This is a genomic window from Spiroplasma mirum ATCC 29335 (assembly GCF_000565195.1).
In the GTDB taxonomy this organism is placed as follows: Bacteria; Bacillota_I; Bacilli_A; order Mycoplasmatales; family Mycoplasmataceae; genus Spiroplasma; species Spiroplasma mirum.
Map to the genome: position 1 here is coordinate 400725 of NZ_CP006720.1, position 24862 is coordinate 425586.

Annotated in this window: 25 protein-coding genes and 1 tRNA gene; 20 read left to right on the forward strand and 6 right to left on the reverse strand. The window is 29.7% G+C overall.

Going from position 1 to position 24862, the window contains the following annotated elements:
- Positions 1-86 precede the first annotated feature (86 nt).
- On the forward strand, positions 87-1403 hold the full coding sequence (locus P344_RS02020) for a hypothetical protein (RefSeq protein WP_025317227.1): 1317 nt from the start codon (positions 87-89) through the stop codon (positions 1401-1403).
- Positions 1404-1634: 231 nt separating this feature from the next.
- Here the strand turns inward: P344_RS02020 and P344_RS02025 are convergent, their stop codons facing one another.
- Positions 1635-1970, reverse strand: a complete 336-nt coding sequence (locus P344_RS02025) for a hypothetical protein (RefSeq protein WP_025317228.1) — start codon at positions 1968-1970, stop codon at positions 1635-1637.
- Between the two features lie 164 nt (positions 1971-2134).
- Here P344_RS02025 and thyA point away from each other — a divergent pair, with 164 nt between their 5' ends.
- The 8 genes from thyA (at position 2135) to P344_RS02065 (ending at position 8489) form a co-directional block, all read left to right on the forward strand.
- Positions 2135-3004 carry a thymidylate synthase gene (gene thyA / locus P344_RS02030; RefSeq protein WP_025317229.1) on the forward strand — a complete coding sequence of 290 codons (870 nt, stop codon included), beginning with the start codon at positions 2135-2137 and terminating at the stop codon, positions 3002-3004.
- Entirely contained in the window at positions 3004-3486 is a 483-nt protein-coding gene (locus P344_RS02035; RefSeq protein ID WP_025317230.1) for a dihydrofolate reductase, read from the forward strand. Before thyA ends, P344_RS02035 begins: the two co-directional genes overlap by 1 nt.
- Entirely contained in the window at positions 3486-4283 is a 798-nt protein-coding gene (locus P344_RS02040) for a lysophospholipid acyltransferase family protein (RefSeq protein ID WP_025317231.1), read from the forward strand. The genes P344_RS02035 and P344_RS02040 overlap by 1 nt, the downstream gene beginning before the upstream one ends.
- A gap of 24 nt (positions 4284-4307) precedes the next feature.
- Positions 4308-5621 carry a thymidine phosphorylase gene (locus P344_RS02045; RefSeq protein ID WP_025317232.1) on the forward strand — a complete coding sequence of 438 codons (1314 nt, stop codon included), beginning with the start codon at positions 4308-4310 and terminating at the stop codon, positions 5619-5621.
- 140 nt (positions 5622-5761) lie between these two features.
- Positions 5762-6535 carry a segregation and condensation protein A gene (locus P344_RS02050; RefSeq protein WP_236681414.1) on the forward strand — a complete coding sequence of 258 codons (774 nt, stop codon included), beginning with the start codon at positions 5762-5764 and terminating at the stop codon, positions 6533-6535.
- Positions 6528-7076 (forward strand): SMC-Scp complex subunit ScpB, encoded by a 549-nt coding sequence (gene scpB / locus P344_RS02055; RefSeq protein WP_025317234.1) that lies wholly within the window; start codon positions 6528-6530, stop codon positions 7074-7076. Before P344_RS02050 ends, scpB begins: the two co-directional genes overlap by 8 nt.
- On the forward strand, positions 7076-7816 hold the full coding sequence (locus P344_RS02060; RefSeq protein WP_025317235.1) for a pseudouridine synthase: 741 nt from the start codon (positions 7076-7078) through the stop codon (positions 7814-7816). Before scpB ends, P344_RS02060 begins: the two co-directional genes overlap by 1 nt.
- 61 nt (positions 7817-7877) lie before the next feature.
- On the forward strand, positions 7878-8489 hold the full coding sequence (locus P344_RS02065) for a deoxynucleoside kinase (protein ID WP_025317236.1): 612 nt from the start codon (positions 7878-7880) through the stop codon (positions 8487-8489).
- A 50-nt stretch (positions 8490-8539) separates the two neighbouring features.
- Here the strand turns inward: P344_RS02065 and P344_RS02070 are convergent, their stop codons facing one another.
- Both P344_RS02070 and P344_RS02075 read right to left on the reverse strand, forming a co-directional pair.
- A complete protein-coding gene (locus P344_RS02070; RefSeq protein WP_025317237.1) occupies positions 8540-9103 on the reverse strand; it encodes an inorganic diphosphatase in 564 nt (187 codons plus the stop codon).
- A gap of 79 nt (positions 9104-9182) precedes the next feature.
- The gene (locus tag P344_RS02075) at positions 9183-10091 is read right to left on the reverse strand and encodes a hypothetical protein (RefSeq protein ID WP_025317238.1); all 909 of its coding nucleotides are present in this window, start codon (positions 10089-10091) and stop codon (positions 9183-9185) included.
- A 104-nt stretch (positions 10092-10195) separates the two neighbouring features.
- Here P344_RS02075 and P344_RS06635 point away from each other — a divergent pair, with 104 nt between their 5' ends.
- From P344_RS06635 to mreB, 9 genes are all read left to right on the forward strand, one after another.
- The gene (locus P344_RS06635; RefSeq protein ID WP_156028679.1) at positions 10196-10648 is read left to right on the forward strand and encodes a hypothetical protein; all 453 of its coding nucleotides are present in this window, start codon (positions 10196-10198) and stop codon (positions 10646-10648) included.
- A 34-nt stretch (positions 10649-10682) separates the two neighbouring features.
- Positions 10683-10922: a hypothetical protein gene (locus P344_RS06640; RefSeq protein WP_156028681.1), complete on the forward strand. Its 240-nt coding sequence runs from the start codon at positions 10683-10685 to the stop codon at positions 10920-10922.
- A 371-nt stretch (positions 10923-11293) separates the two neighbouring features.
- A tRNA-Arg gene (locus tag P344_RS02085) sits at positions 11294-11370 on the forward strand.
- A gap of 126 nt (positions 11371-11496) precedes the next feature.
- On the forward strand, positions 11497-12261 hold the full coding sequence (locus P344_RS02090; protein ID WP_025317239.1) for a DUF3196 family protein: 765 nt from the start codon (positions 11497-11499) through the stop codon (positions 12259-12261).
- Between the two features lie 76 nt (positions 12262-12337).
- The gene (gene tig, locus P344_RS02095; RefSeq protein ID WP_025317240.1) at positions 12338-13627 is read left to right on the forward strand and encodes a trigger factor; all 1290 of its coding nucleotides are present in this window, start codon (positions 12338-12340) and stop codon (positions 13625-13627) included.
- A gap of 156 nt (positions 13628-13783) precedes the next feature.
- Positions 13784-16123, forward strand: a complete 2340-nt coding sequence (gene lon / locus P344_RS02100; RefSeq protein ID WP_038677563.1) for an endopeptidase La — start codon at positions 13784-13786, stop codon at positions 16121-16123.
- Between the two features lie 294 nt (positions 16124-16417).
- Positions 16418-16654 (forward strand): hypothetical protein, encoded by a 237-nt coding sequence (locus P344_RS02105; RefSeq protein ID WP_025317242.1) that lies wholly within the window; start codon positions 16418-16420, stop codon positions 16652-16654.
- Positions 16655-16919: 265 nt separating this feature from the next.
- Positions 16920-17084, forward strand: a complete 165-nt coding sequence (locus tag P344_RS06645; RefSeq protein ID WP_156028518.1) for a hypothetical protein — start codon at positions 16920-16922, stop codon at positions 17082-17084.
- 113 nt (positions 17085-17197) lie between these two features.
- Complete coding sequence (gene mreB, locus P344_RS02110) at positions 17198-18238, forward strand: rod shape-determining protein (protein WP_025317243.1); 1041 nt, start codon at positions 17198-17200, stop codon at positions 18236-18238.
- A gap of 72 nt (positions 18239-18310) precedes the next feature.
- Here mreB and P344_RS02115 read toward each other — a convergent pair whose 3' ends face one another.
- The 3 genes from P344_RS02115 to P344_RS02125 form a co-directional block, all read right to left on the reverse strand.
- Positions 18311-18538: a hypothetical protein gene (locus P344_RS02115; protein ID WP_025317244.1), complete on the reverse strand. Its 228-nt coding sequence runs from the start codon at positions 18536-18538 to the stop codon at positions 18311-18313.
- A 665-nt stretch (positions 18539-19203) separates the two neighbouring features.
- Positions 19204-19620: a hypothetical protein gene (locus tag P344_RS02120; protein WP_025317245.1), complete on the reverse strand. Its 417-nt coding sequence runs from the start codon at positions 19618-19620 to the stop codon at positions 19204-19206.
- Between the two features lie 287 nt (positions 19621-19907).
- Positions 19908-20495: a hypothetical protein gene (locus P344_RS02125; RefSeq protein ID WP_025317246.1), complete on the reverse strand. Its 588-nt coding sequence runs from the start codon at positions 20493-20495 to the stop codon at positions 19908-19910.
- Between the two features lie 868 nt (positions 20496-21363).
- On the opposite strand from P344_RS02125, the gene P344_RS02135 reads away from it, so the two are divergent.
- Both P344_RS02135 and P344_RS02140 read left to right on the forward strand, forming a co-directional pair.
- Positions 21364-23109, forward strand: coding sequence for an APC family permease (locus tag P344_RS02135; protein ID WP_025317248.1), 1746 nt, complete (start codon positions 21364-21366; stop codon positions 23107-23109).
- Positions 23110-23183: 74 nt separating this feature from the next.
- A complete protein-coding gene (locus tag P344_RS02140) occupies positions 23184-24821 on the forward strand; it encodes an APC family permease (protein WP_025317249.1) in 1638 nt (545 codons plus the stop codon).
- The last annotated feature ends 41 nt before the right edge of the window (positions 24822-24862 follow it).

A 24862-nucleotide genomic window follows, 5' to 3' on the forward strand; every position in this document is an offset into this window, starting at 1 on the left:
TGTAGTATAATATATATAGTAATAATACAAAGATAACAGGGTATATAGAGTACAGTTTAATATATATATGATAGGGGCAAACAGTAATGACAAATACCAAAGAACAATTTCAACAAGCAATTAATCAAAACTTGGGAACTAGTAACAATGGACCAAAGACTTTTACTAATGAAAATTTTCAACAAGCAGCTGTCCCAAATAAATCACAAGATAATTTTCCCCAGTCTGGACCAGGGAGAAATTTAAACCAATCAGTATTAAATTCGACATTTAGTCAACCAGCAAATAACATTAATTATCAACACCAAACCAATAATCCTAATCCAAATGGTAATATGGATAATACTAATTTAATTAATCAATTATGACAACAAAACCAAGCATTAATGGCTCGTAATAATCAGTTATCAGCCGCCCAAATGATGAATAATCCAATTGGGGGAGCACCAAATTCAATGTTTTATGGGGGAGCGCAACTAGGTTATTATCCCGTTAATAATTTGGAATTAGAAATGGGGTTAGGTCCATTAGGACCATTGACTAATCGTAATTCGCCAGTTTTAAGTTCATTAGGATTAACAGGGCAAAATAATATTCAACATAATAAGCCAATTTATCAGCCAATTGTCTACCAACCATACATTTTATCACCAGTTGGTAATCACCAACAAAATTATTCATATTATCCAGAAACACCTAATTATATGAATTTTAATAATCCTTATTTGATGGGTAATCCTTACCAACCATATTTTACACCACCATTAAATCAATCCACATTTTATCAACAACCACCGTATAATCCACCAATTGCACCACCATTTAACCCGCCACCTAGCAGTGAGTATGTAAATAATAGTAATAATAATTACCAAACACCAGCGCAAGGGGCAAATAACCATTATGCAATTATGAAACCCGAAATTATGGCATCATCAAATTTAAATGCACCGGCGCCAAATTTAGGGGTCGATAGTCAATTTGCTGATAATGAATTTGTAATGGAAAATCTCAACGACGGAATGATGAATACCAATGAGATGGAATTAGATAATAATCTCGATAATTACGGATCAGAATTTGGCAATGACGCCACTACTTTTGCAGAGCCAAGTTATAATGATTCAACAAATAATGAGTTTGACCTAAATAATGATATGGAATTTGGTTATGATGCTAATAACTTATATGCTGACCAGCAAACAGCTAATTTAGCCGGTGAAGAAGATATCAACCATGAAAAACGAAAACTATCTAAATTTGCAATCTTTATGATCGTTTTTGCCGTTTTATTAGTATTAGCAATTATTGTGGTTGTTATTCTATACTTTAACTTACCGGTTGTTCAGAATGAAATTAATTCATGATTTGGAATTACCAAAACTTTTAAACCATGGTTTTAAAATATTTTTAAAAGAAAATATTTTTTATTTTAAATTAAAAAAAGCCTAGTATGAGAGAAACTAGACTTTTTATAATATTATTATTTGATTTGAAAGGTTTAATTTAAATATGAAAAAATTACTATATTTGTTATAAGTTTATAATTGTTAATTTAAATTTTCTTGTATTTTGATTAGGTACTAATTTTTTGGGTATGTATTTTGTATTTTTGAGTAAGTTACAGTTTTGATTTAGATTAGGATCTGCACATTTTTTATTTTAAAAAACCAGACTACAAAACCAATAATTACCAATAAGGGATTATGTTGTGGTAGGGTTAAAGTTAAATTATGGTATTCTTTAACAATTTGGTGACTAACTAGCGCTGAAGGTTGTTCATCTTCTGCTTTAACTCTAATTGTTTTGTGGTTAATTTCTTCCGGAGTATAAATAGCATTATTAATTATATAAGCTTGCTCGTATTCATTATTACTATTTGTGGTACGGATTGCTCCAAATATATTAGGCACAAACAAACCAAATGATATTTTAAGTTTACTAATTAATAATTTAAAATATTTTTTCATTAGTTTGATACCTCTTTTCTTATAGATATGATAACATAAATTTTTTAAATTGCTAGCAAAAAATTAATTAATTGTTCGTAATTTCGAGTGATTTTATTTGTTAAATAAGGTAATATTTACTTGTATTGATACTTTCTAACAGGATAAAAAGGAGTGGTAAATTAATGAAACAGTATTTAACAATGGCCCAGTTTATTTTAGATAATGGTTTAGTCAAGCAAGACCGGACTAATACCGGAACAATTTCTTATTTTGGCTATCAAATGCGCTTTAATTTAGCAGAAGGGTTTCCCTTGTTAACAACTAAAAAAGTTCATTTTAAATCGGTGGTGTATGAATTACTATGGTTTATTAAGGGTGATACTAATATTAAATATTTAGTTAACCATAATGTCCGGATTTGAAACGAATGACCATATGAAAAATATACGAAGTCATCAGATTACCAAAATGAAACTTTAGCTGAATTTGTTGAAAAAATTGAAACAAATGATGAATTCGCGCAAAAACATGGGGATTTAGGTCCAGTTTATGGAAAACAATGACGTAATTTTGAAGGAGTGGATCAACTAGCAAATTTAATTGATAATTTAAAAACTAACCCTTATTCACGTCGTCATATTTTAAGTGCTTGAAATCCGAAAGAAGTTGATAATATGGCCTTACCACCTTGTCATACCCTTGTTCAGTTCTATGTTTCTCAAGATAATAAATTAAGTTGCCAATTATACCAACGCAGTGCGGATGTTTTTTTAGGAGTTCCCTTTAATATTGCGAGTTATGCGTTATTAACTTATATGATTGCTCAGGTGTGTGGTTTTGAACTTGGTGATTTTGTTTATAGTTTTGGTGATTGTCATATTTATCAAAATCATTTAGCCCAAATTAATGAACAATTAACGAGAACACCACGTGCATTGCCAACCTTAAAATTAAACGCGGATGTAAAATCGTTATTTGATTTTACTTATGAAGATATTGTCTTAGAAAATTATGATCCATATCCCGCCATTAAAGGTTTGGTGGCAGTGTAATGATTAAGTTATTATGGGCAATGGATCAGCATGGTTTAATTGGCAAGGATAATCACTTGCCATGGCATATTAAAGCTGAGCTTCAACATTTTAAAGCTGAAACTCTTAATAAAACAATTTTATTAGGACGAACTACTTTTGAAGTAATTAACTGCGTGTTACCTAATCGGAAAACAATTGTAGTGACCCATAATCCTAACTATCACTTTGACCATCCAGATGTGCAGGTTGTTCATGATTTACAACCAATACTAACACAATATCAACAAAATCCGGATAATGAGTTAATAGTTTGTGGGGGGTCAAAGGTGTATGAAGAAACTTTGCCCGTGGCCGATCAGTTAATTATTAGTTATATTAAGGGTAAATATACTGGTGATACTTATTTTCCCCCTTTTAATCTTGATGATTTTGAATTAAAATTTAACCAAGAATATGATGAATTTACTGTTAAAAAATATGTGAGAAGGAGAAGATCTTAATGCCAAATATATGAAAAATTATCTTAACATTACCACGTTTTTTGCGAATGTTAACAAAATCAAAGAGCATAGCTAGAAAAATTAAACGTGATCCCAATATTGTTTCTGAAGAATACCGTTATCACTGGCTTCAGAAACGAACAAAATATATGTTATGAATTTTTGATATTAAGTTAATTGTTCATAAAGAAGAAAATTGAATTGATAAGGGTTGTTTAATGGTTGCTAACCACCAGTCAAATATTGATCCCGCTATTATTTTTCGGTTAAATGATTTTAGTAAAACCGCACCGTGTGCTTTTATTGCCAAGAAAGAATTAGCAACTGACAAGCGTTTTAAAAATTTTGTGGCTTTAATTGATGTATTATTCTTAGACCGTAAGAATCCACGCCAAGCAATTGAAGTTATTAATGAAGCAAACGAATTAATTCGCGTGCCCCGGACAATGGTTATCTTCCCGGAAGGAACCCGTAGTCATCAACAGGAAATGGGAGAATTCCAAGCGGGAAGTTTTAAAATCGCTCAAAAAGCGCACGCGCCAATTATTCCGGTGTCGCTTGTTAATTCATACCAAGTTTTAAATAAAAAAGTTAAACAAAAAGGCAAGAAATATATTCATGTTGTGTTTCATAAACCAATTAAACCAGATACTTTTATGACCAAACCAACGGACTTAATTTCAAACAATGTTAAGCAAATCATTCAAAAAGGAATTGATCAATATAAACATGTTGACCATAAGAAAGCCTATGAAAAATATCGTGCCGAATTAAAACAAAAAGCCAAAAATGCTTAAGAAATAAATAGGAGATGAAAAAGAATGAGACTTTTAGACTTAATTGAAAAGAAAAAAAATGGCCAAGAACTAACCCAAGAAGAAATTAAATTTATTATTGAAGGATATACCAATGGGGTGATCCCTGACTATCAAATGTCAGCCTTTCTAATGGCAGTTTTTTTCCAATCAATGTCAATTACCGAAATATCATATTTAACCGATGCGATGATTCAATCAGGAGAAGTATATGACTTATCTGCAATCAACGGCTTTAAAGTTGACAAGCATTCTTCGGGGGGTGTTGGTGATAAAGTTAGTTTAATCTATGCGCCCCTTGTTGCTAGTTTTGGGTTAAAAGTAGCAAAAATGTCTGGACGTGGCCTTGGCCAAACAGGGGGAACAATTGATAAATTAGAAAGTTTTCCGGGGTTCAAAGTTGAAATTCCCTTTGCGGAGTTTGTCCGGATTGTTAATAAAACAAATATTTCAATTATTGCCCAGTCAAGTAATATTGTTCCGGCGGATAAAAAAATTTATGCCCTACGTGATGTTACTGCCACAGTTAATTCAATTCCACTAATTGCAGCTAGCATTATGTGTAAAAAAATTGCCACTGGTAGTGACGGGATTGTCTTAGATGTTAAATGTGGAAATGGGGCCTTTATGAAATCAATTTCCGAAGCTAAACAATTAGCCGAAATTATGGTGGGGATTGGGAAACATTTTGATAAAAAAATTGCTGCTGAAATTACCAACATGAATCAACCATTAGGCCGTGCCATTGGGAATGCGATTGAAATTTATGAAGTTGTGAAAACTTTACAGGGCGAAGGTCCTGATGATTTAAATTATATTGTTTGTGAATCAGCGGCGTTAAGCTTATGCCAAGCAAAATTATTCCCTGATTTTGATAGTGCGTTTAAAGCTTGTCAGGATAAACTTCACAATTCACCAGAACCATTAACTTACTTTAAAAACTTTATCCAAGAACAGGGTGGTGATTTATCACTAATTAGTGATTTGAGTTCGTTGGACCAAATTTTAAAAGTTAAAAATAAAGTTGAAATTAAAGCAAAAGAAACTGGCTTTGTCGAAATTATTGATACTAACGCCTTAGGATTATTGTCAGTGCGATTAGGAGCCGGACGAAATACCAAAGAAGAAGCAATTGACCATCATGCAGGGATTTACTTAAATAAAAAAACGGGTGAATTTGTAAACGAAGGGGAAGTGGTGATGACATTATATACTAATCGCTATATTACCGAGCCAGTTTATGAATGAGCAGAAAGTACTTTTAAAATTACTGACAAAAAACCAAAAGACTACGAACTAGTATATGAAGTAATTCAATAATTAATAAAGAGAGCGGTGCCCTCTTTTTCTTTGGGATTTTAAAACTCTGTTGCTTATTTCGCAATTTTTTATAATTTTGCTTTGAATTATTATAAAATATCATTATGATATATAAAGAGGAAATAAAGAAGGGAAAGATAATGTTGACAAATAATCCCCGCTATGAAGTAAGTTTAGATAATTTTACTGGTTCGCTGGATTTATTATTGCATCTAATTAAAGAAAAAGCAGTTGATCTTTTTAGCGTTAGTTTGTTAGAAATAACTGATCAGTTTTTAGCTTATTTACATCAATTTGAAAAATTAAACATTGAAATTGCGTCCGAATATTTATTAATGACAAGTTATTTAATTGAAATTAAAACTAAACTAGTTCTTCCCAAAGAAGAAGTTGAAATTGATGAAAACTACGAAAAGGATAACCGTGAAGAACTAATTGCCCGGTTGTTAGAATATAAAAAGATTAAAGAAGTGACCCATTATTTTAAAAACCAACACCAAGAATCAAGCAAATATTTATCAAAACCAAAAACTATTATTAAAGGTCAACGCGTTCCTGATGAAGAATTACCCTTATCCCCTAAAATTAACATTGATAAATTAGCCAATAGTTTTCTAAAAATGTTAGAGCGGATTAATGCTTCCAAACCATTAAATTCTAATATTATAATTACCGAAGTTTCCCCCGAAGAAATTACCGTTAAAATTTTAGATATTATTGAAAACACCACCCAGGAATGGTTATTAGGAGATTTATTAGATTATTTTGAACTATCAACCCAGGTGTTTGTTGCTTGTTTTATTGCGATTTTAGACTTAGCTCGTCATCAAAAGATTAGCATCACCCAGCACCAACATTTGGATAACATTTATATTACTTATCTTAACTTAGGAGAGGAGCAGCAAGATGAATAATAATGAAAAAAATGCTTTATTAGAAGGGTTACTTTTTATTAGCGGAGATGAAGGAATTGATTTGTCTGAAATTAGTGAAGTCTTAGAATTACCACTCCAGGATTGTCAACAGTTAATTGCGACCTTAGCAAAGGAATACCAAACTAGCTCTACTCGGGGGTTAATGATTAATAATTTTGCAAATAAATACCGGTTAACAACCAAAAAAGAATATTATCCGTTTTATTTAAAATTGTCCCATTCCAAAGTTGAAGCCCGTCTATCCCAAGCAGCCCTTGAAACATTAGCCATCATTGCTTATCGTGGCCCCATTAGCAAGCCAGAAATAGAAGATTTACGGGGTGTTAATTCCGATAATGTCATCTATAAGTTAAAAGCCCGCGAATTAATTAAAGAGGCGGGAAAAAGTGACTTGCCAGGAAAACCACTAAACTATAAAGTTACCCAAGAATTCTTAAAAGCTTTTAACTTAAATTCCCTGGCCGAGTTACCGCAATTACAAGAAATTACTAGTGACGAAGAAGAGGACTTATTTAAATAATGGAACGGTTACAAAAAGTAATTGCTAATTATGGTTATGCTTCGCGCCGTAAAGCAGAAGAATTAATTTTACAACGTCGGGTGAAGGTTAATGGGCAAGTTATCAGTGAAATGGGGTTTAAAGTTACATCTCACGATGTCATTATGATTGATAATAAAATCCTGGAAAATAAAAATCAGCAAAAAATCTATATAATGTTAAATAAACCCCGCAATACCGTGAGCACTGTTCGTGATCCACACCACCGGAAAACGGTGCTATCGTACTTAACAGGAATTTCCTACCGAGTTTATCCGGTGGGGAGATTAGATTATGATACTAGTGGGTTATTATTAATTACGAATGATGGGGAGTTTGCCAATATTATTACTCATCCTAAACATATTATTGACAAAACTTATCATGTGCTAGTCAAGGGAATCATTACGAAACCCCAACTGTGTGATTTAGCCTGTGGGGTAAAAATTGAGGATAATTTTACAACCTCCCCATCCCAAACTCGGGTGTTAAAATATTTGGAAAAAGATGACACCACGGTTTTAGAATTAATTATTCACGAGGGTAAAAAGCACCAGGTTAAGCGTATGCTTGGCGCTGTTGGCAGTGAAGTTCTAAAGTTAAAAAGAGTGGCAATTGGTTTTTTACAGTTAGATGAAAGTTTAAAACCAGGAGAATGACGGTATTTAAAACCAAAAGAAATTAAGCGCTTTTTTGGAATTTTTAATAGCATAAAAAAATAAAACTACTTTTAATCATTTTTAAAATACGATAAAATTAAGCAAATAAGAAAAGAGGGAAGTTATGCGAATTACATTAGCAGGAGTAGTTGGGGTAGGAAAATCAACTGTTAGTAAAATGCTCGGCGATAAATATAACTATGTAGTTATGGACGAACCAGTTGAAGAAAACCCATATTTAGATGAATACTATGCTGATTTAAAAAAAATGGCGTTTAAAATGCAAGTTTATATGGTGATGGCCCGTAGTAAACAATTGAAACAAGCTAAAATTGAACCAAATATTATTTTTGATCGCAGTGTGTTAGAAGACATTATCTTTGTGGATGTTCTCCACGAACTAGGTTATATGAACATGACTGATTACAAAGTTTATCGTGAGTTTTATGATATTGTGGTTTTACAAAGTTTATACTTGGATGAAACCATTAAACCAGAGTTAGTAGTTTATTTACGAATTTCACCGTTTGGGGCGATGAACCGGATTAAGCAACGGGGAAGACCAAGTGAACAAACAGTGAGCCCTGCTTACTGAGAATTATTAAACAAAAAATATGAAGAATGATACCAACGGAATAAAGATAAGTTTAATTTCTTAGTTATTGATGCGGAGGATAAAACCCCCGATGAAATTGTTGATATTATTTCGGAAAAAATTGATCAATATCAAAAATAAAAAAAGCTGTAAATAATTACAGTTTTTTTATTTTATTAATAAATCTTAATTTACACTTGACCTAGTCCTTTTTCTTTTCAAATTTGCATTACTTTTTCTTTGCCTTCGGTTTCAAGGATTGTTTTATACTCTAAATAACGATCTTGACATTCTTTAATTTCTTTGAGCGCTTGGTCAACACCACTTCACCCATTAATTCGGACTTCTTTTTTTTGCAATGCTTTATATTGCAAGAAGAAATTTTCAATTTCATCACGTAAATGTTGGGGCACATCTGCTAATGTTTGGTAATGTTTGAAGCGCGGGTCACTATCAACAACACCAAATAGTTTGGTATCAATTTCCCCACTATCAATCATGTTGATTGTCCCTAACACCCGCACATTGATTTGACAACCCGGAACTGTTGGGTAAGTAATTAATGAAATTACGTCTAACGGGTCACCATCTCAATCTAAAGTATTTTCAATAAATCCATATTCACCGGGATAAAAATTGGCACCATATAATACCCGGTCCAAAATAATACGACCAGTTTGACTATCATATTCATATTTATTACTTGATCCTTTTGGGATTTCCACAATTATTCGCAGCACATTATTTTTACTCATCTTAAAATTTCCTTTCTTTTTTTATTTTCTTATATTAATATAACATAGAAAATTATCAGTTGGGTAATATTTTGGAAATTTAACGGCTAGGAGCGCTATTTTTAATTTCATTCATTTCTATTTCTTCATTTTTTATTTCTTCTGTAATTTCGTTAAGTTTTTTGCCATTTTCTTTTTTCGCTATTTGCATTTTTTTTTGTTGAGTTGTTAATGTAACCATTTCAATTTCTTGGTTTGCTTGCTTTTCTTCAGTTATTTTTAACTTATTAGCAACATCTATTTCATTTAGTTCACCTGGTTTTTTATATTCTTTTCTTTTTTCTGCTGCTAATTGTTTAGGTTTTAATGCTTTGGAAAAATGATCATCGTTTAGTGTGGGATCACGGAAATCAAAATCTGCGATTTCAATGCCTAGTTTTTGTTTATTTAGTAAGGTCATTTTTTGTATTTTTTTAGGGGTTATCGAACTTCAAAAAGATTTTTTTGGTGTGGCAAAGGGAATATTATTTGGATTAAATTTTAAACCATATTGTATTGTTTTGATTTTAAAACCAAGTGATTTTATTGCTACTTTTAAATCTTCTTCAAAAATTTTTTTAAAATTTTCAATTTCTTGTTGCGACAGATGATCAATAATTTTATAAAAAATTAAGTTAATTTTATTTTTTTCAGACTCGATTGCTATTGTAGTTGGTGTCATTTCATTAATTTCACTTTGGAGTGTTTCAATTTCCTTTTGAAATGAATAAAGAGCGGCTAATTTTTCTTCTTTTTCTTGACTAACTGTTACCAATAAAGGATCATTAGCATTTTTTGTTAAATCTTCTTTCAGAACATTAATTTCTACTAAGATGTTCTTTAAAATAACATTTAAAAATTCTTGATGTGTGGTATTTATTGTAGTAGTTAGTTCTTGATAATTTTTAATTTCTTTTGATGAGAATTTTATTATAATATTTTGTAATTCTTGTAAGTTGGTAAATTTCATTGGTTGCTGTTCCTTTCATGTTTTATAAAACTTTGGTTAATAACTATTCCATTTTCTTTTTAATTATATATAATTTTATTGATTAAAAAAGTGAGGAATTTAAGATGAGAAGATTATTAAAAAATAGTTTTCGGTTAGAAACAAAACGAATCGCTGCAATGGCAATTATTGTTGCGCTATATGTACTATTTTCTTGAATTAGTAAAGTGGCTAATTTAAGTATTTTTTCAGTGGCGCCTTTCTTAAAAATTGAATTTACTGACTTTATTTGTTTATTAGCAGTCCGAATTATTGGGATTGTTTATAGTAGTTTATTAGTAATTAGTGTGAGTTGATTACGAATAGCCTACTTAGGGAACGGCCCAATTGATGTTTTTGCCTTAATGTTGGCCGATTTAATTTTTATTTGAATTTTCTTAGTGGGGGACTTTTATTTCCACTGAATAATTAATAAATTTGTTAAAGGCAAAAACGAAAAAGGATATGACTATTTAATTACAAGTATTGCTATTATTTTTAGCATTATTTGTACAACATTCTTAATGACATTTTTTTAACTGGTTATTTATTTATGATATGTATGCAAAATTTATGAACTATCAGCCAAGTGATATTGCTTGGTTTAAAAGTATTTTAGTATCAATTGTGATTCCGTTTAATTTAATTAAGTTTTCAATTAATAGTGTTATTTTTATGGCAATTTATCGAGCAATTGTGTTAATTGAACATCAATTTAAATTGAATTACCAATTAATTCCATCAAAACCAAAAACTAGTGACAATTCAATCTTATATCTTGATTATGATCTTAGTGAAGAATTGTTCTTTTAAAAGTAGTTGATTATTAAATACTTTTTTAATTAAAAAATAGTTTTCCAAGTTGTTACGTTGCGATTTAACGGACTTCTATATTAAATTTAGCTATCAAGACTTAAATTTCCGTTAAAATAGTCAGTCAGAATTCTAGTTTCATATCCTAGTAGAACTAAATATCTTTGAAATAAAAATACCTAACAAAAAAAGAAATGTTAGGTATTATATATACTCAAATATTTATTTCTGAAAACATTATAACATATTTTTTTATTTAAAATAATTAGCAAAATTATTTTTTTTATTTTCTTCCCACAAAATATCTACTTAAAATATCCTAATTTTGCTTGAAAAAATGAAAATAATTGTGATAATATAAATAAGGTTATGCCCACGTAGCTCAGTAGGATAGAGCATGCGCCTTCTAAGCGTAGGGTCGTGAGTTCGAATCTCTCCGTGGGTGCCATTTAAATTTAATTAAAAAAGCAAAAATTAAATCCTATCCGCATTAGTCAAAAATTAATGTAAATAGGGTTTTTAATTTATTTTTTTAATTATATAATTTTAGTAGAAAATCCTAGGAGTTAAGAAGATGAAGAAATCAAATAATTATTATGATGAAATTTTAACTGAAATTGCTAATCTTTTAAAAGAAGGCGATTATGAAGCAGTTTATTGAAAAGCACGCAATGAATTGGAAATGCCCTATATTCCCCAACAAGTAGAAACAAAATTAGTTGAATTTTTTAAACAAGCAAATACTGTTATGAATGAACAAACTAATCGTAAATTACAAGCAAACTTATCATTAGTAGAGATTGAAAATATTTTATTAAATTCGTTGGATGAAGAAATCCATTTAGTTGCTTTTCATTATTTAAAAAACTATAATGCTCGCCAAATTCTCCCAACCATCAGGAAATATCTAATGAATAGTTTCTATCGCAATGCGTTAAAAATTCATTTGTTATATGTTTTAAAAGAACAAAACATTGATGAAGATTTTCAAGTAACTAAAACAAATGGCACCTTCACGTTAAACCCCATAAAAATTCAAGATTTTTATACGCACCACCAGGTTAAAAAAATTCAAAAATTATTAGACCAGCATGTTTATAATGATAATCCTAGTTTATTCAATGTTTGTTTATATATCTTACAAAATTATTATTATGCATTATATCCATTTTTCATAGACAATAATGAAGTTGCTGATTTAACTTGTGCAATTATTTATAAAGGCCATTTACTTCAATTTGATGATGTCCAAATTATTACAATTGCTGAACAGTTAAATTGCTCAGTAGCAATTGCTAATAAATATTTAGAATTATTTGAAATTGAACAAGTTCTGTAAAAAATAATAAATTTAGCGGATATAAATTATAGTTTTTGTTATAATGATAAATGTGTTAAAAAGGTAGGTATTAAAGATGAAATTTAAAGCAGAAAAAAATTTAGATAAAGGAATTGGAAAATGAATTGTAACTGTTGATGGTAACGAATGAGCAGAGATTGTTAAAAAAGCTGAACAAAAAGCAACCAATGAGATTGAAGTCCCTGGTTTTCGTAAGGGAAAAGTTCCTGCTGATTTAGTGAAAAAGAATTTAACCGAAGTAAATATTTTAAATGCTGCGCACCGCTTAGTTGTTAATAAAGCTTATCAATTTGCTTTTGCGCAAAAATCAGATGTTGAACCATTTAATTCACCAACTCCAGCGGTTAAAAAATTAAGTAAAACTGAATATGTATTAGAATTAGAATTTGATTTAAAACCAGAAATTAAAATTAATAAATATACTGGGTTTAATGATTTAAAAAAAGAAAAAGTAGTTGTTAAAAAAGAAGATGTTGATCGCAGCATTGACCAATTACGCGACAAGTTTGCAATTTTTAAAGCAAAAACAACCGCAATTGCCAAGGGTGATACTGTTATCTTTGATTTTGAAGGATTTATGAATGGTAAACCTTTTAAAGGGGGGAAAGCTAGTGACTTTACATTAGAAATTGGTAGTGGTCAATTTATTCCTGGTTTTGAAGATGCCATGATTGGTTTAAAAACTGGTGATAACCATGATATAAATGTTACTTTTCCGGATGACTATCAAGTGAAAGAATTAAAAGGAAAACCAGCTGTTTTTAAACTAAATATTAAAGAAGTTAAGGAAAAAGAACTACCCGAATTAAATGATGAGTTAGCGAAAGATGTTAATTTAAAAGGAATTGATACTTTAGCGAAGTTAAAAGAACATGTTGAAAATAATCTGAAAAAACAACTAATGAAACAAGAACAAGACCGTTTTATTGGACTATTATTTAGAGAAATTGCGAAAGATTCAGCCTTATCAATTCCCGAATCAATTATTCGTAAGGAATCTAATCAGTTAAAACATGAATTTGAGCAAAAATTACAAGCTCAACAAATGGATATTAAAACTTACAAAAAAAGAACGGGGTTAACAGAAGAAGACATCAATAATGAATTATTCAAGGATGCAAAAAACCGTTTAGAAAATGGGGTTATTGTTGATGCTGTTAAAGCGGAACAAAAATTTGATGTTACCACCGAAGACATTGATAAAGAATATGATAAATTAGGAAAACAATTTGGCATTGATGGGAAAACTTTAAAAGAAGCCAAACTAGTAACCGCAGAGCAAATTAAAAACCAGGTAATTCATGATAAAGTCTTTGAATACTTATACAATAATAATGGCCAATAACAAGAAAACTTTTAAAATTTTAGCACTTAGGTATTGAAAGTGCTAATTTTTTTGTTATAATCTTTTTATAGTGGAAATGTATCTTAACTATTGACTTTTATTTTATGATAGTTAACATATATACAAGTAAAAAACATTTATAGGAGGTGTTTAAAAATGGCAGAACCAATTAACCAATCAACAGAAACAACCCAATTAAAGAATGTTCCTGTGTTAGTTACCAGAGGTAGTTATATTTTTCCAGGTTTTGAACAAGTTTTAGAAGTGGGGAGAGATAAGTCAATTTTAGCGGTTAACACAGCAAATAAGGAATTTGATAACCATATTGTCTTAATTAGTCAAAAAAAACCACTAGAAGATGATCCAAAATTATCAGGGATTTACTGGATTGGAGTCCTAGCCGAGTTGAAAATTCGGAAAGTGTGAGAAGATGGTAGTTTAACAGTTAACTTTAAAGCCGTTGATCGTGTTAAATTGTTAGATTTACGCGAAGGAGAATATTATACAGCTGATATTGATATTTTAAAATCAGTAATTAAATCAGAAGATAAAATTGTTGAAAAAATTACAAGCAATATTAAACAATTAATGGAATTGCAAGACATTTTACCAGAAGATTTATTAGAACAAATCGGTGATTCAGTTGATGGCAATGAAGTTGTTGACACCATTGCTCAATTCTTACCATTTATTCCAGTTGCTAAAAAACAAGATATTTTAGAAGAATTAGATGTCGAAAAAAGATTACAAATTATTTTTGACCATTTAGTTAATAAACAACAAGTTAGTGATATTGATAACAAAATTAGCAAAAAAATTAAAGAACGAGTGGATGAACAACAACGTGAATACTACTTACGTGAAAAATTAAAAGCAATTAAAGATGAATTAGGTGAATTCGATGATGCTGCTGACGAAATGAAAGTCTACAAAGAACGATTAGAAAAAGAACCGTTCCCAAAAAACATCAAAGAACGCATTGAACAAGAAATTGCTCGTTATGAATCATTACCACAAGCTTCTAGTGAATCAAATATTATCCGGACTTACATTGACTGAATGATGCAAATTCCATGGTGAGAACGTACCGAAGAAAAAAATGATTTAAAATATGCCAAAGAAATGCTGGATAAATATCATTTTGGATTAGATAAAGTTAAAGAACGGATTATTGAATATTTAGCTGTTAAAACAATGACTAACTCGCTAAAAGGTCAAATTATTTGTTTAGTTGGTCCTCCTGGTGTTGGAAAAACTAGTTTAGCGAAATCAATTGCGGAAGCAACTGGACGAAACTTTGTCAAAGTGGCCCTAGGTGGGGTTAAAGATGAATCAGAAATTAGAGGTCACCGGAAAACATATATTGGGGCAATGCCTGGAAGAATCATTCAATCAATGAAACGAGCAAAAACAATTAACCCTTTGTTCTTGTTAGATGAAATTGACAAAATGTCTTCGGACTACCGTGGTGACCCCGCTAGTGCAATGCTAGAGGTTCTTGACCCAGAACAAAATGCAACTTTCTCAGATCATTATATTGAAGAAAACTATGATCTAGGAAATGTAATGTTTATTGCAACGGCCAACTATTATGATAATATTCCCGAAGCATTAATTGATCGGATGGAAATTATTCAATTATCTTCATATACAGAATTAGAAAAATTCCATATTGCGAAAGATTATTTAGTGCCAAAAGTATTAACTAATAATGGTTTAGCTGATGGGCAGTTAATTTTCGCAGATAATGCAATTAATGAAATTATTAAGCATTATACCAGAGAAGCAGGAGTTAGACAGTTAGAACGTGATTTAAATGCTGTTGCTCGTAAGTTCATTGTTAAATTCTTAAATAAAGAAATGATAAACTTAACAGTAACTCCGCAGGTAGTTAATGAATTATTAGGAAAACGTCGCTTTGAACATACCGAAGCGGAAAAAGAATCACAAATTGGAGTTGTAACTGGTTTAGCTTATACACAATTTGGGGGAGATATCTTACCAATTGAAGTTAATACCTTCCTAGGAAAAGGAAACTTTGTGTTAACCGGAAAACTAGGAGATGTGATGAAAGAATCAGCTTCAATTGCGTTAGACTATGTTAAAGCAAATGCGGAAAAATATAGTATTGATCCAAAATTCTTTGAAACCCATGATGTCCATATCCATGTTCCTGAAGGAGCAGTCCCAAAAGATGGTCCTTCGGCAGGTATTACTTTAACAACCGCAATTATTAGTGCGTTAAGTAACCGCCCAGTTTCAAAAGACATCGGAATGACCGGGGAAATTACCTTGCGTGGCCAAGTGTTACCAATTGGAGGATTACGTGAAAAATCAATTTCGGCGAAACGAAGTGGTTTAAAAATAATCTTAATCCCAAATAAAAACTTAAAAGACTTAGATGATATTCCAAAAGAAGTACAGGATACTTTAAAAATTATTCCGGTTGCTACTTATGATGAAGTTTTTAAAAACGTCTTTGGAAAATTAGACTAAGCTAACAAAAGAACAAGTAATTGTTCCTTTTTACTTTATCAATAAAAATGAAAAATTTTAGTAAACATCTTGATTTTTAGTGGAAAAGGACTAGAATATAAGTATAAGAGAAGAGAAATGGAAACGATGTTAGCATCAGATTCACAAATCATAGAGAGTTTTTATAAAAAGTCAAAATTCTTTTTGACTTTTTTATTTCGCTAATTATTTCCTTGGTATTTTGTGTTTTAAACCAAAACGAGTTAAGATAATAAAAATAACAGAGAGAATGAGATATTACACAGGAAAGAGATTATGAAAAACTTATTAACCTTTTTTAGTGCCATTATTTTGAGCATTTCTCCCGACAGTCTAATTAGTGGCTGTCACAATTTTCATGCGGATAAAACCATTAAGATTGATAATTTTAATTGCCACCTTCCCCAAGTTGAAGTCGCAATTGATCAAAACGCCAATCCTGAGATTACTAATTATGCAGTGGGGACGAACGAACATGATCATATTGTTCCGCTAAAAAATATTGTTATTTAACAACTCAGGGAAAAGTTACAATTTATCGGCAAGAAATTAATGTTGTGAACCAGTGCTTAGCTGATCAGTTAAATTTATTAAATAATAAAAATAAGTTAGCTATTCGCAACCAGGTTTTTTATTTGTTTGTTCCAAATTTTTACCGATAACCCAATTAACACACTCTGCTAATTTAAAAAAGGTTAACACTAATTTAACGCATTACCGGGGTTCTTATACGGATGTTGTTTTCTTTAATATTAAGTTTTTACAAATTGAAGGTTTATTGCAACCACCCCAGCCAAGTGATGTTGTGTTAAAGTACGAAGTTCAAAAAGTTAAAATTACAAATTTAAAATATGGTAATCTTAAAATTCCTTCCTGGTCAGTAATTCCTTGTGAAGTTAAAACAAAATCTTTAGTAATTAAGGTATCATGGTTAACAACTTAGTTATTAAAATTAAAATTACCCCTGAAGATTTAATAATAATTATACTTTTTCCTAATTTTTATCTTGTTTAATATAAAAATTAGAATATAATTATATTTAAGGAGGATTTTTATATGGCATTAATTAATAATAAGAAACCAACTTTTGTATCAATTGATTTAGGAACAGCATTTACACTTGTCTACATTTCAGGGAGTGGAATTGTTTATAATGAACCCTCAATTGTTGCTTACAAAATAAAAGAAAATAGAATTATTGCTGTTGGAGCCGAAGCATATAAAATGATCGGAAAAGGTAACAAATCAATTCGAATTGTCCGTCCAATGGTTGACGGAGTTATAACAGATATTAGAGCAACTGAAGCCCAATTAAAATATATTTTTAACCGCTTACATGTCTCAAAACAATTAAAAGGTTCAGTAATGTTACTAGCTTGTCCTAGTGTAATTACAGAATTAGAAAAAAATGCCTTGAAAAAAATTGCTATTAACTTAGGAGCTGACCGTGTCTTTGTTGAAGAAGAAGTTAAAATGGCAGCCTTAGGTGGGGGAATTGATATCTATAAACCTAATGGAAACTTAGTTGTTGATATGGGTGGAGGAACAACTGATGTTGCGGTATTATCATCTGGAGATATTGTGTTATCAAAATCGGTTAAAGTTGCCGGTAACTACTTAAATGATGAAATTTTAAAATATATTCGTAGTCAATATGGATTAGAAATTGGAATTAAAACTGCCGAAATGATTAAAATTGAAATTGGTAGTTTAGCAAAATACCCGGATGAACGAAAAATGAAAGTATATGGTCGCGATGTTGTTTCCGGATTACCACGGGAAATTGAATTAGTTCCCGAAGAAATTCGCGAAGTTTTAAAGGTACCAATTTCACGAATTATTGATTTAACCGTTCAAGTTTTAGAAGAAACACCACCAGAATTAGCAGGGGACATTTTTCAAAACGGGATCACCATTTGTGGTGGGGGTGGTTTAATTAAAGGAATTGCCAATTATTTTGAAGATACCTTACAATTACCAGCTAAAATTGGTGAACAACCACTATTGGCGGTTATTAATGGTACAAAGAAATTTGAATCTGATATTTATGATATTATGCGTCAAGAACATATCAAAAACAAAGAATTAGATTATTAAATAATAATAATTTAAAAACTATGTTATTTAATAAAAAATAAATTCTGAAAGAGAATTTATTTTTTTATTTTATTAGGGATTATCTATTACTTGCCCAGAAACGTCAGTTACTGCTTGTACTTTTTTGCTAGTAGTTAAACTTAAGGTTGAAGTTAAAGTACTTAAAATTTTTTGTAAAACTTTATCAGATCATAAATCTTGTTGAATTTTATTTACTTTTTCCTTCAGATTATTTATTGTAGTTCTATGTTTATTCTCTGTTTTTGGTTCTAAATTAATCAAAGTAAGTTTGGGTAACATATTATAAATTTCTTTCAGAAGTTGATATTTTTTTCATTTTTAAGTCTGTGATAATTTCTTCTAAATTATTAGAAGTTCTATAATTCATTAAATAAAAGTGTAGAATTAAGTTTTGTATTTAATAATTGTTCGTTTTTCACAATTTTTGGTTTACTCTTATCTTCCTTTCAATCCTTAGTATATTTTTCCCACTTGATCAAGAGCATTTTAATAAGGCTCACACACTTTTATTATGGCTAATATTGCATATTTAATAATTTTTTCTATAGTTTTATTATTATTAAGAATGATTACTTTTTCTTAGGCGTGAAAACCAGTTAATTTAGTATCTATAAATGCTTTTTTGTGTTTGACATATGGGGTATGAAAGTCATCAACTGTTTTGTAAGTACATTCAATCTTTTAACTTTCTAAATTTTCAAGATATTTTTCAATAAGATAATTTTGTACTCTAGGGATTTCACTAGCATTTTTTTGGGAAAAATTATTTTCTAATTCTTCTATTTTTTGTTCTAATACTTTTATTGTTTGTATTAATTCTTCATTTTTTAAATTTATTTCTTTAGTTTTTTTGTTTATCTCTTCTCTATGATTTCAATATATAGTTAATAATGTTACTTGTATAGGAGAAAGAAGACTATTATCTATTTGAAGAACATTTGATATTACTGAATTTTTATTGATAGTATCGTCTTTACTGCTATCAAAAATTTTTTTAATTCTTCTTGTTTGCCCACTAGTGTTTTTAGTTTTTCTATTTCTTTTTGGTGTTTTTCATTGTTTTGCTCTAGTTGTTGTTTGTGAAGTTTTTCTTGTGTTCTTAGTGTTATTTCTAGTTCTTTTATGTATTTTGTTTTATTTTGGTTTAGTGTTTCTTGGATAGTAATATTTTCGTTAAGTTTTTGTATGTATTCTTCTGTGCTCTGATTTAGTTGTTTATTTAATATATCTAGTTTGTTATTATTTTCATATAATTCTGTGATTGAACCTAAAATTTGTTGAGCATTTTTTACAAAAAATTTGGACTGATGAATTAATATCAGAAAATAGAGATATTTCTCCCTTAAAAAGTATTGAAACATAGTTAACTTTTTCTAAATTTGAATTATTGGAAATTAATTCATTAATTAATATATGGATTGTATCTATTAAATTAGATGCTATATTTTTTACTCATTAGAATTTAATAATTTTGGATTAAACTTATCAAGATATTCACCAATTTTATTTCAATCGTTAAGAAGTTTTTGATAGGGGATAGTATTAATTTCTTCAAAATCAATTGTTTTTCCAAAATTGTTTAAGATATCATTATTGAAATCTTTTATTTCTAAATTTAACTTGTCATAAATTTTTATAATTTCATCTGTTATCTCGAAAAAAAAAAAAAAACAGTTTTAATTTCTTTTAAAATAGCTATTATGTTTGTGTCAAAACTATATTGCTCATTATCTTTGATTTCAGTTTTATTTTTTGAAATTACTTCATTAATTTGCTTGCTGCTTCTTATTTTAATAAATTTTTGTTGAAGGGACATTATTTTTTCAATAATTTCATGGCATTTATTTTTAAAGATTGATTCTTTGTATTTTTCTTTTTGAGAGGTAAAAATCTCAGATTTTATTTGATTTAAAATTTCATAAGGGATCATAAAGGAATTAGAAAAATTATCTTTTTTAAATGTTTCATAAGGGTTATTAGTATGGTAAAGTTCAGCAAAATATCTAAAATGGCTTAATGAATTAATTTTATTAGTGTATTCATGGTACTTTTGAATGATACCATAAGATGGAAATTTGTTTTCGAGACTAGTAGATAACATTTTTAAAGTAGTTGATTCATTATGTTTAGTAACTTCATATAAATTTTTAATAATTAAATTTTCAAGTTGTGTGCTAATGCTATTGTCATGTGCTAATTCAACCATATTTAAAAAATTTATTTTAAATTGTACCATATTATTTTTAATTTCTTAAATAATTTTTTCAGCAAAATCGTTATTGGTAAATTTAAATAAGTATATTTTAGGACCAAAATAATTAAATATTCTCATAAAGTCATAATTATATTCTGATTTTAATAAATAATGATATTGGTATCATTCATTTTTTGACGTATTATCATTTCCAAATGTGTTAGCCTTAAATACTAAAAAATTTTTATAAATAGTATTTGTTGTCTCTATATATTCTTCATTATTTTTAATAATATTTTGCAAAAATTAATCTAAATCGGGATAATCCTTTAATAAAAAGCTGTTCGTTCTGTTTCAAGATTTTTAATTAATTTTGTATTATTATATATTTCCATGTTAAAAATTCCTAATTGTTTTTCTATTTTTTCTAAATAAATAAAAAAACTGTAAAAATATTGTTTACTTTTATGCCCTTTGTGTGCTCTAATATGTTTTCATTTATTTATAAAGGTGAATAATTTATTTATTCGCTACAAGTATATTAAATAATTATAATAATAATAAAAATCAGGAGTAATTATATTTAAACAACTTGGATGTTTGAAGTTAATTAATATTTAACATGGTGAAAAAGGCTAATTTTATCGGGTTTTTTAAAATACTTGGCATTTTTTACTTGCTTTTTCAACTATTTTTAATTATACTAATTTTTATATAAAGGAATTATTTAATAAATTTAAATAAATGATATGCCAATAAATTAGATATCTAGATTTACTTTAAATTATAATTCATTTTGAGTTTAAAGTAATTTTAGTAATATCCTTTTATTTAAATTAAAAAAACCATGATGCCTTTATCAAGTTTATTATTTAATATCTTTTGAAAAAGAAAGGAGTATTTTAAAAAAATGAAAAACTCTGCGAAAACTGAAAATAAGACAGTTAGTGGTGAAAAAAAGAAGTTTAGTTTGCAAGAGTTGGTATGATTAGGCTTTAACTATACTTGTGGGATTGCTTTTACTTCGGTTTACGCAACGATAATGATATCATCGGAAAAACATGATGGGTTATTTTTAGGAATGCATATGATTTGAATCTTTTTAATTGAAGGATTAGTGGCGGGAACTTGTGCGTGAGCATTTAATAAATTATCACGTGTACACCCAGCCGGAAACGGGGCCGCTTACATTTATGTGCGTAGTAATTTTGGGAAGTTTTGAGGTTGATTTATTTCTTTTTTACAATATACAACCTTACCAATTATTGTAACTTCACAAATTGTCTCAATGATTAGATTAAACTTTGTGGGATCAGGAACATTTTTAGATACCAAAGATATTTTAGGAAATTGAGCTAATTTAACATGAGATGCTGTTGGGGTCTTTGTCTATATGTTAGTCTCATGTACTTTATTTTTAGGAATGAAAATGTTAAAACGCTATTTAAATGCTTCAAGTTATATTAAATGGGGTTCAACCGCATTATTATTTATTGCATTAATTGTAATGTTTGCCTTAAATGGTACTTCAGCGTGAGATTTAAACGCAAGTAGTAAATATACCCAATTAAATTCAAGCAATTTTTCTACTGCTTTTACCTCGTGTTTCTTTTTCTTCCTTGGTTTTGAAACATATGCGACAATAGGGAAAAACGTTAAAAATCCCGAACGCAATATTGGCCGTAGTATTATTTGAACGATGTTATTATCAACCATCTTTTATGTGGTGGTAACCATTTTAATGTTAGGAGCCATTGGGGGAGAATTTAGCAATAACCCTAATTTACAAGTCTTTCGTTTATTAGGTGATCACGCTGGAAGTTGACTATATTATATTGGTGTTATTATTATGTTAATTTGTACTGTTTCATTAAAAGCGAATGCAGCAATGCAAAATGCCTTATATTCAGGATCAATTTTAGAACCGTTTGCGGTAGAGGGAATTTTCCCGGCAAAATACCAAGAATTAACTAAAGATAACATTCCGTTTCGTGCTTCATTTTTAAACTTAGTAATTACCTTAATTTTTGCCATTATTTGGTTATTTATCCCTGATATTATCCAAGGGGCGACTGGTGGAGACTCGGTATTCTCCTATGCCGCAATTGTGGGAGAAGCCTCATTAATTATGATTATTATTTATGTTTTTGTAATTGCAACGGCTTTAAAATTAGGATTTACTAAAAAAATGAAAGTTACAATTTGAGAAATGATCGCCTGAATGTTAGTGTTTGTTTTCTTAATTTGACAATTTATTCAGTTCTTTATTGATTTAGGAAAATCATATTATAGTGCCATTGCGCAATTAGGTACAAAGGATTCAGCGGCGGGAGTAGCTGCCCTGGTTTCAAATACCATTGAAGTTGCTTACATTCTGGCCATGATTCTCTTTGCAATTATTTGATACTTTGCTTATTATATTCCTAAATACAAAGCAAGATTACAAAAAGATCCAACTATTCAACTAGCCTTAGATGCTCAATTTGTAGTGGTTGATGATTGACACTATGTAATGAAAGAAATTCAAGATAAATTAGATAACTATTTAGTTCGGAACAAAGCAATTTACCATAATCAAGATAATGAAAATCTTCAGGATGCTCTTCATATTCGCGAAGAAGTGCTTACCTTAGAAGGAGATTTACGAGAAGAATAATTACCAACTAGGGAGATAATAAGTTTTATTATCTCGTTCTTTTTTACTAATTATTAAATAGAAAGGACTTAAAAATGGAAAAAAAAGGATTTTGGACAAAAATAAAATTCTGGTCCAAAACAACAAAACCGGAAAAAAATAAAATTAGTTTAGCGGAACTAGTTTGAATTGGGTTTAACTACACCTGTGGGATTGCGTTTCCAATGTCATTTATTTCAATATATTACTGGCAAACTGGGGGATTAGGCTTACATATTTTATGAATTATTTTATTAGGAGCCTTAATGGCATGGGGTAGTGCCTGAGCTTTTGCCAAGTGTAGTAAAGTCTACCACGATGCTAACGGTGGGGCTTATGTTTATGTGCGGGGGGTCTTTGGTCGTTTTTGTGGATGGTTAATTGGTTTTATCCAATATATTACCTTACCTTCAACAATTATTGTTACTATTATTTCAATGTTTCGAACTAATTTAAACCAACTACCAATTTTTGCGTGAGCTCCAAAACGATGAGAAAACCTAATTATTGATAGTATTGGAATCTTAATTTATGCCTTAGTTGCTAGTTGTATGTACTTTGGAATGAAAGGTTTTCGTTGATTTGTTAACTTATCGGGAATTATCAAATGGGGTTCAACTATTTTCTTAATTATTTGTGCCATCATTTTAATGATCCAAAATGGCCATGTTGCGTTTAGCGAGGCCGCCCAGGGGACGAAAAACTTATCCTTTACGGTTGACAAGTTTAATAATGCTTTTAGTAGTTTCTTTTATTTCTTTGTTGGTTTTGAAACATTTATTGTAGTTGCTAAAAATGTGAAAAATCCGCAACGAAATTTTGGGCGTGGGATTCTAATTATCTTGGCGATTGCAACAATTTTTTACTTAGTAGTAACCGTCTTTATTATTGGTGCAATTACAGAGGTTGGTATTAACCATAATGGTTGAAGCTCAGGAACAAGTAATTATAATCCTAATAACGTTGTTGCTGGGATTGCAGGGACCACCGGAATGGTAATTTTGGTCATTTGTACTTTATCGTTAAAACTAAACGGTGCGATGCAAAATTCCTTATATTCGGGGGGAATGATTGAGCCATTAGCAAAAGAAGGATATATTAGTGAAAAACTAGCTGTCTTAGATAAAGAAAATATTGCAATGCGAGCAAGTACTGTTAACTTAATTATTACAATTATTGCTTGTATTATTATGTTAGTGATCCCTGATGCGATTGGTTCGGGATTTGATTTTGGAACTGTTTTAGGATTTTCCACAAATATTACGATTGTTATTTATATTTTTGTGTTAGCAGCGTGTTGCGTGATGGGTTTTCGACGTCAGTTAAAAATTAAAGTTTGAGAATGAATTTTATTTACCATTACGTTTATTTTTTTAACAATTCAGTTTATTATTTTTAATTACCAAATGATTACAACGATGATTAATGAAACCGGTGCAACTTTAGCCGCTACTTTAATTGAATTTTTAATGTTTTGATTCTTTGTTGCAGTTGCCGTGGGGTGGTATTTTATTTATTATATGCCAAAACTACGTAATCGTTTAAAAAACAACCCTGCGCTCCAAGCCCAATTAGATGCTGAATTTTTACCAGTGACAGAACAAGAAGCTGTTCAGTGCTTACTAAATGAAAGTGGTGCTGAATTAGAGGGGATTGCAATTATTGAAGAAGAAACCAAAAGTGTTACAACTTAAATTATAAAATTTATCAGTTTTTAAAGTTAGAATCTTGGTAA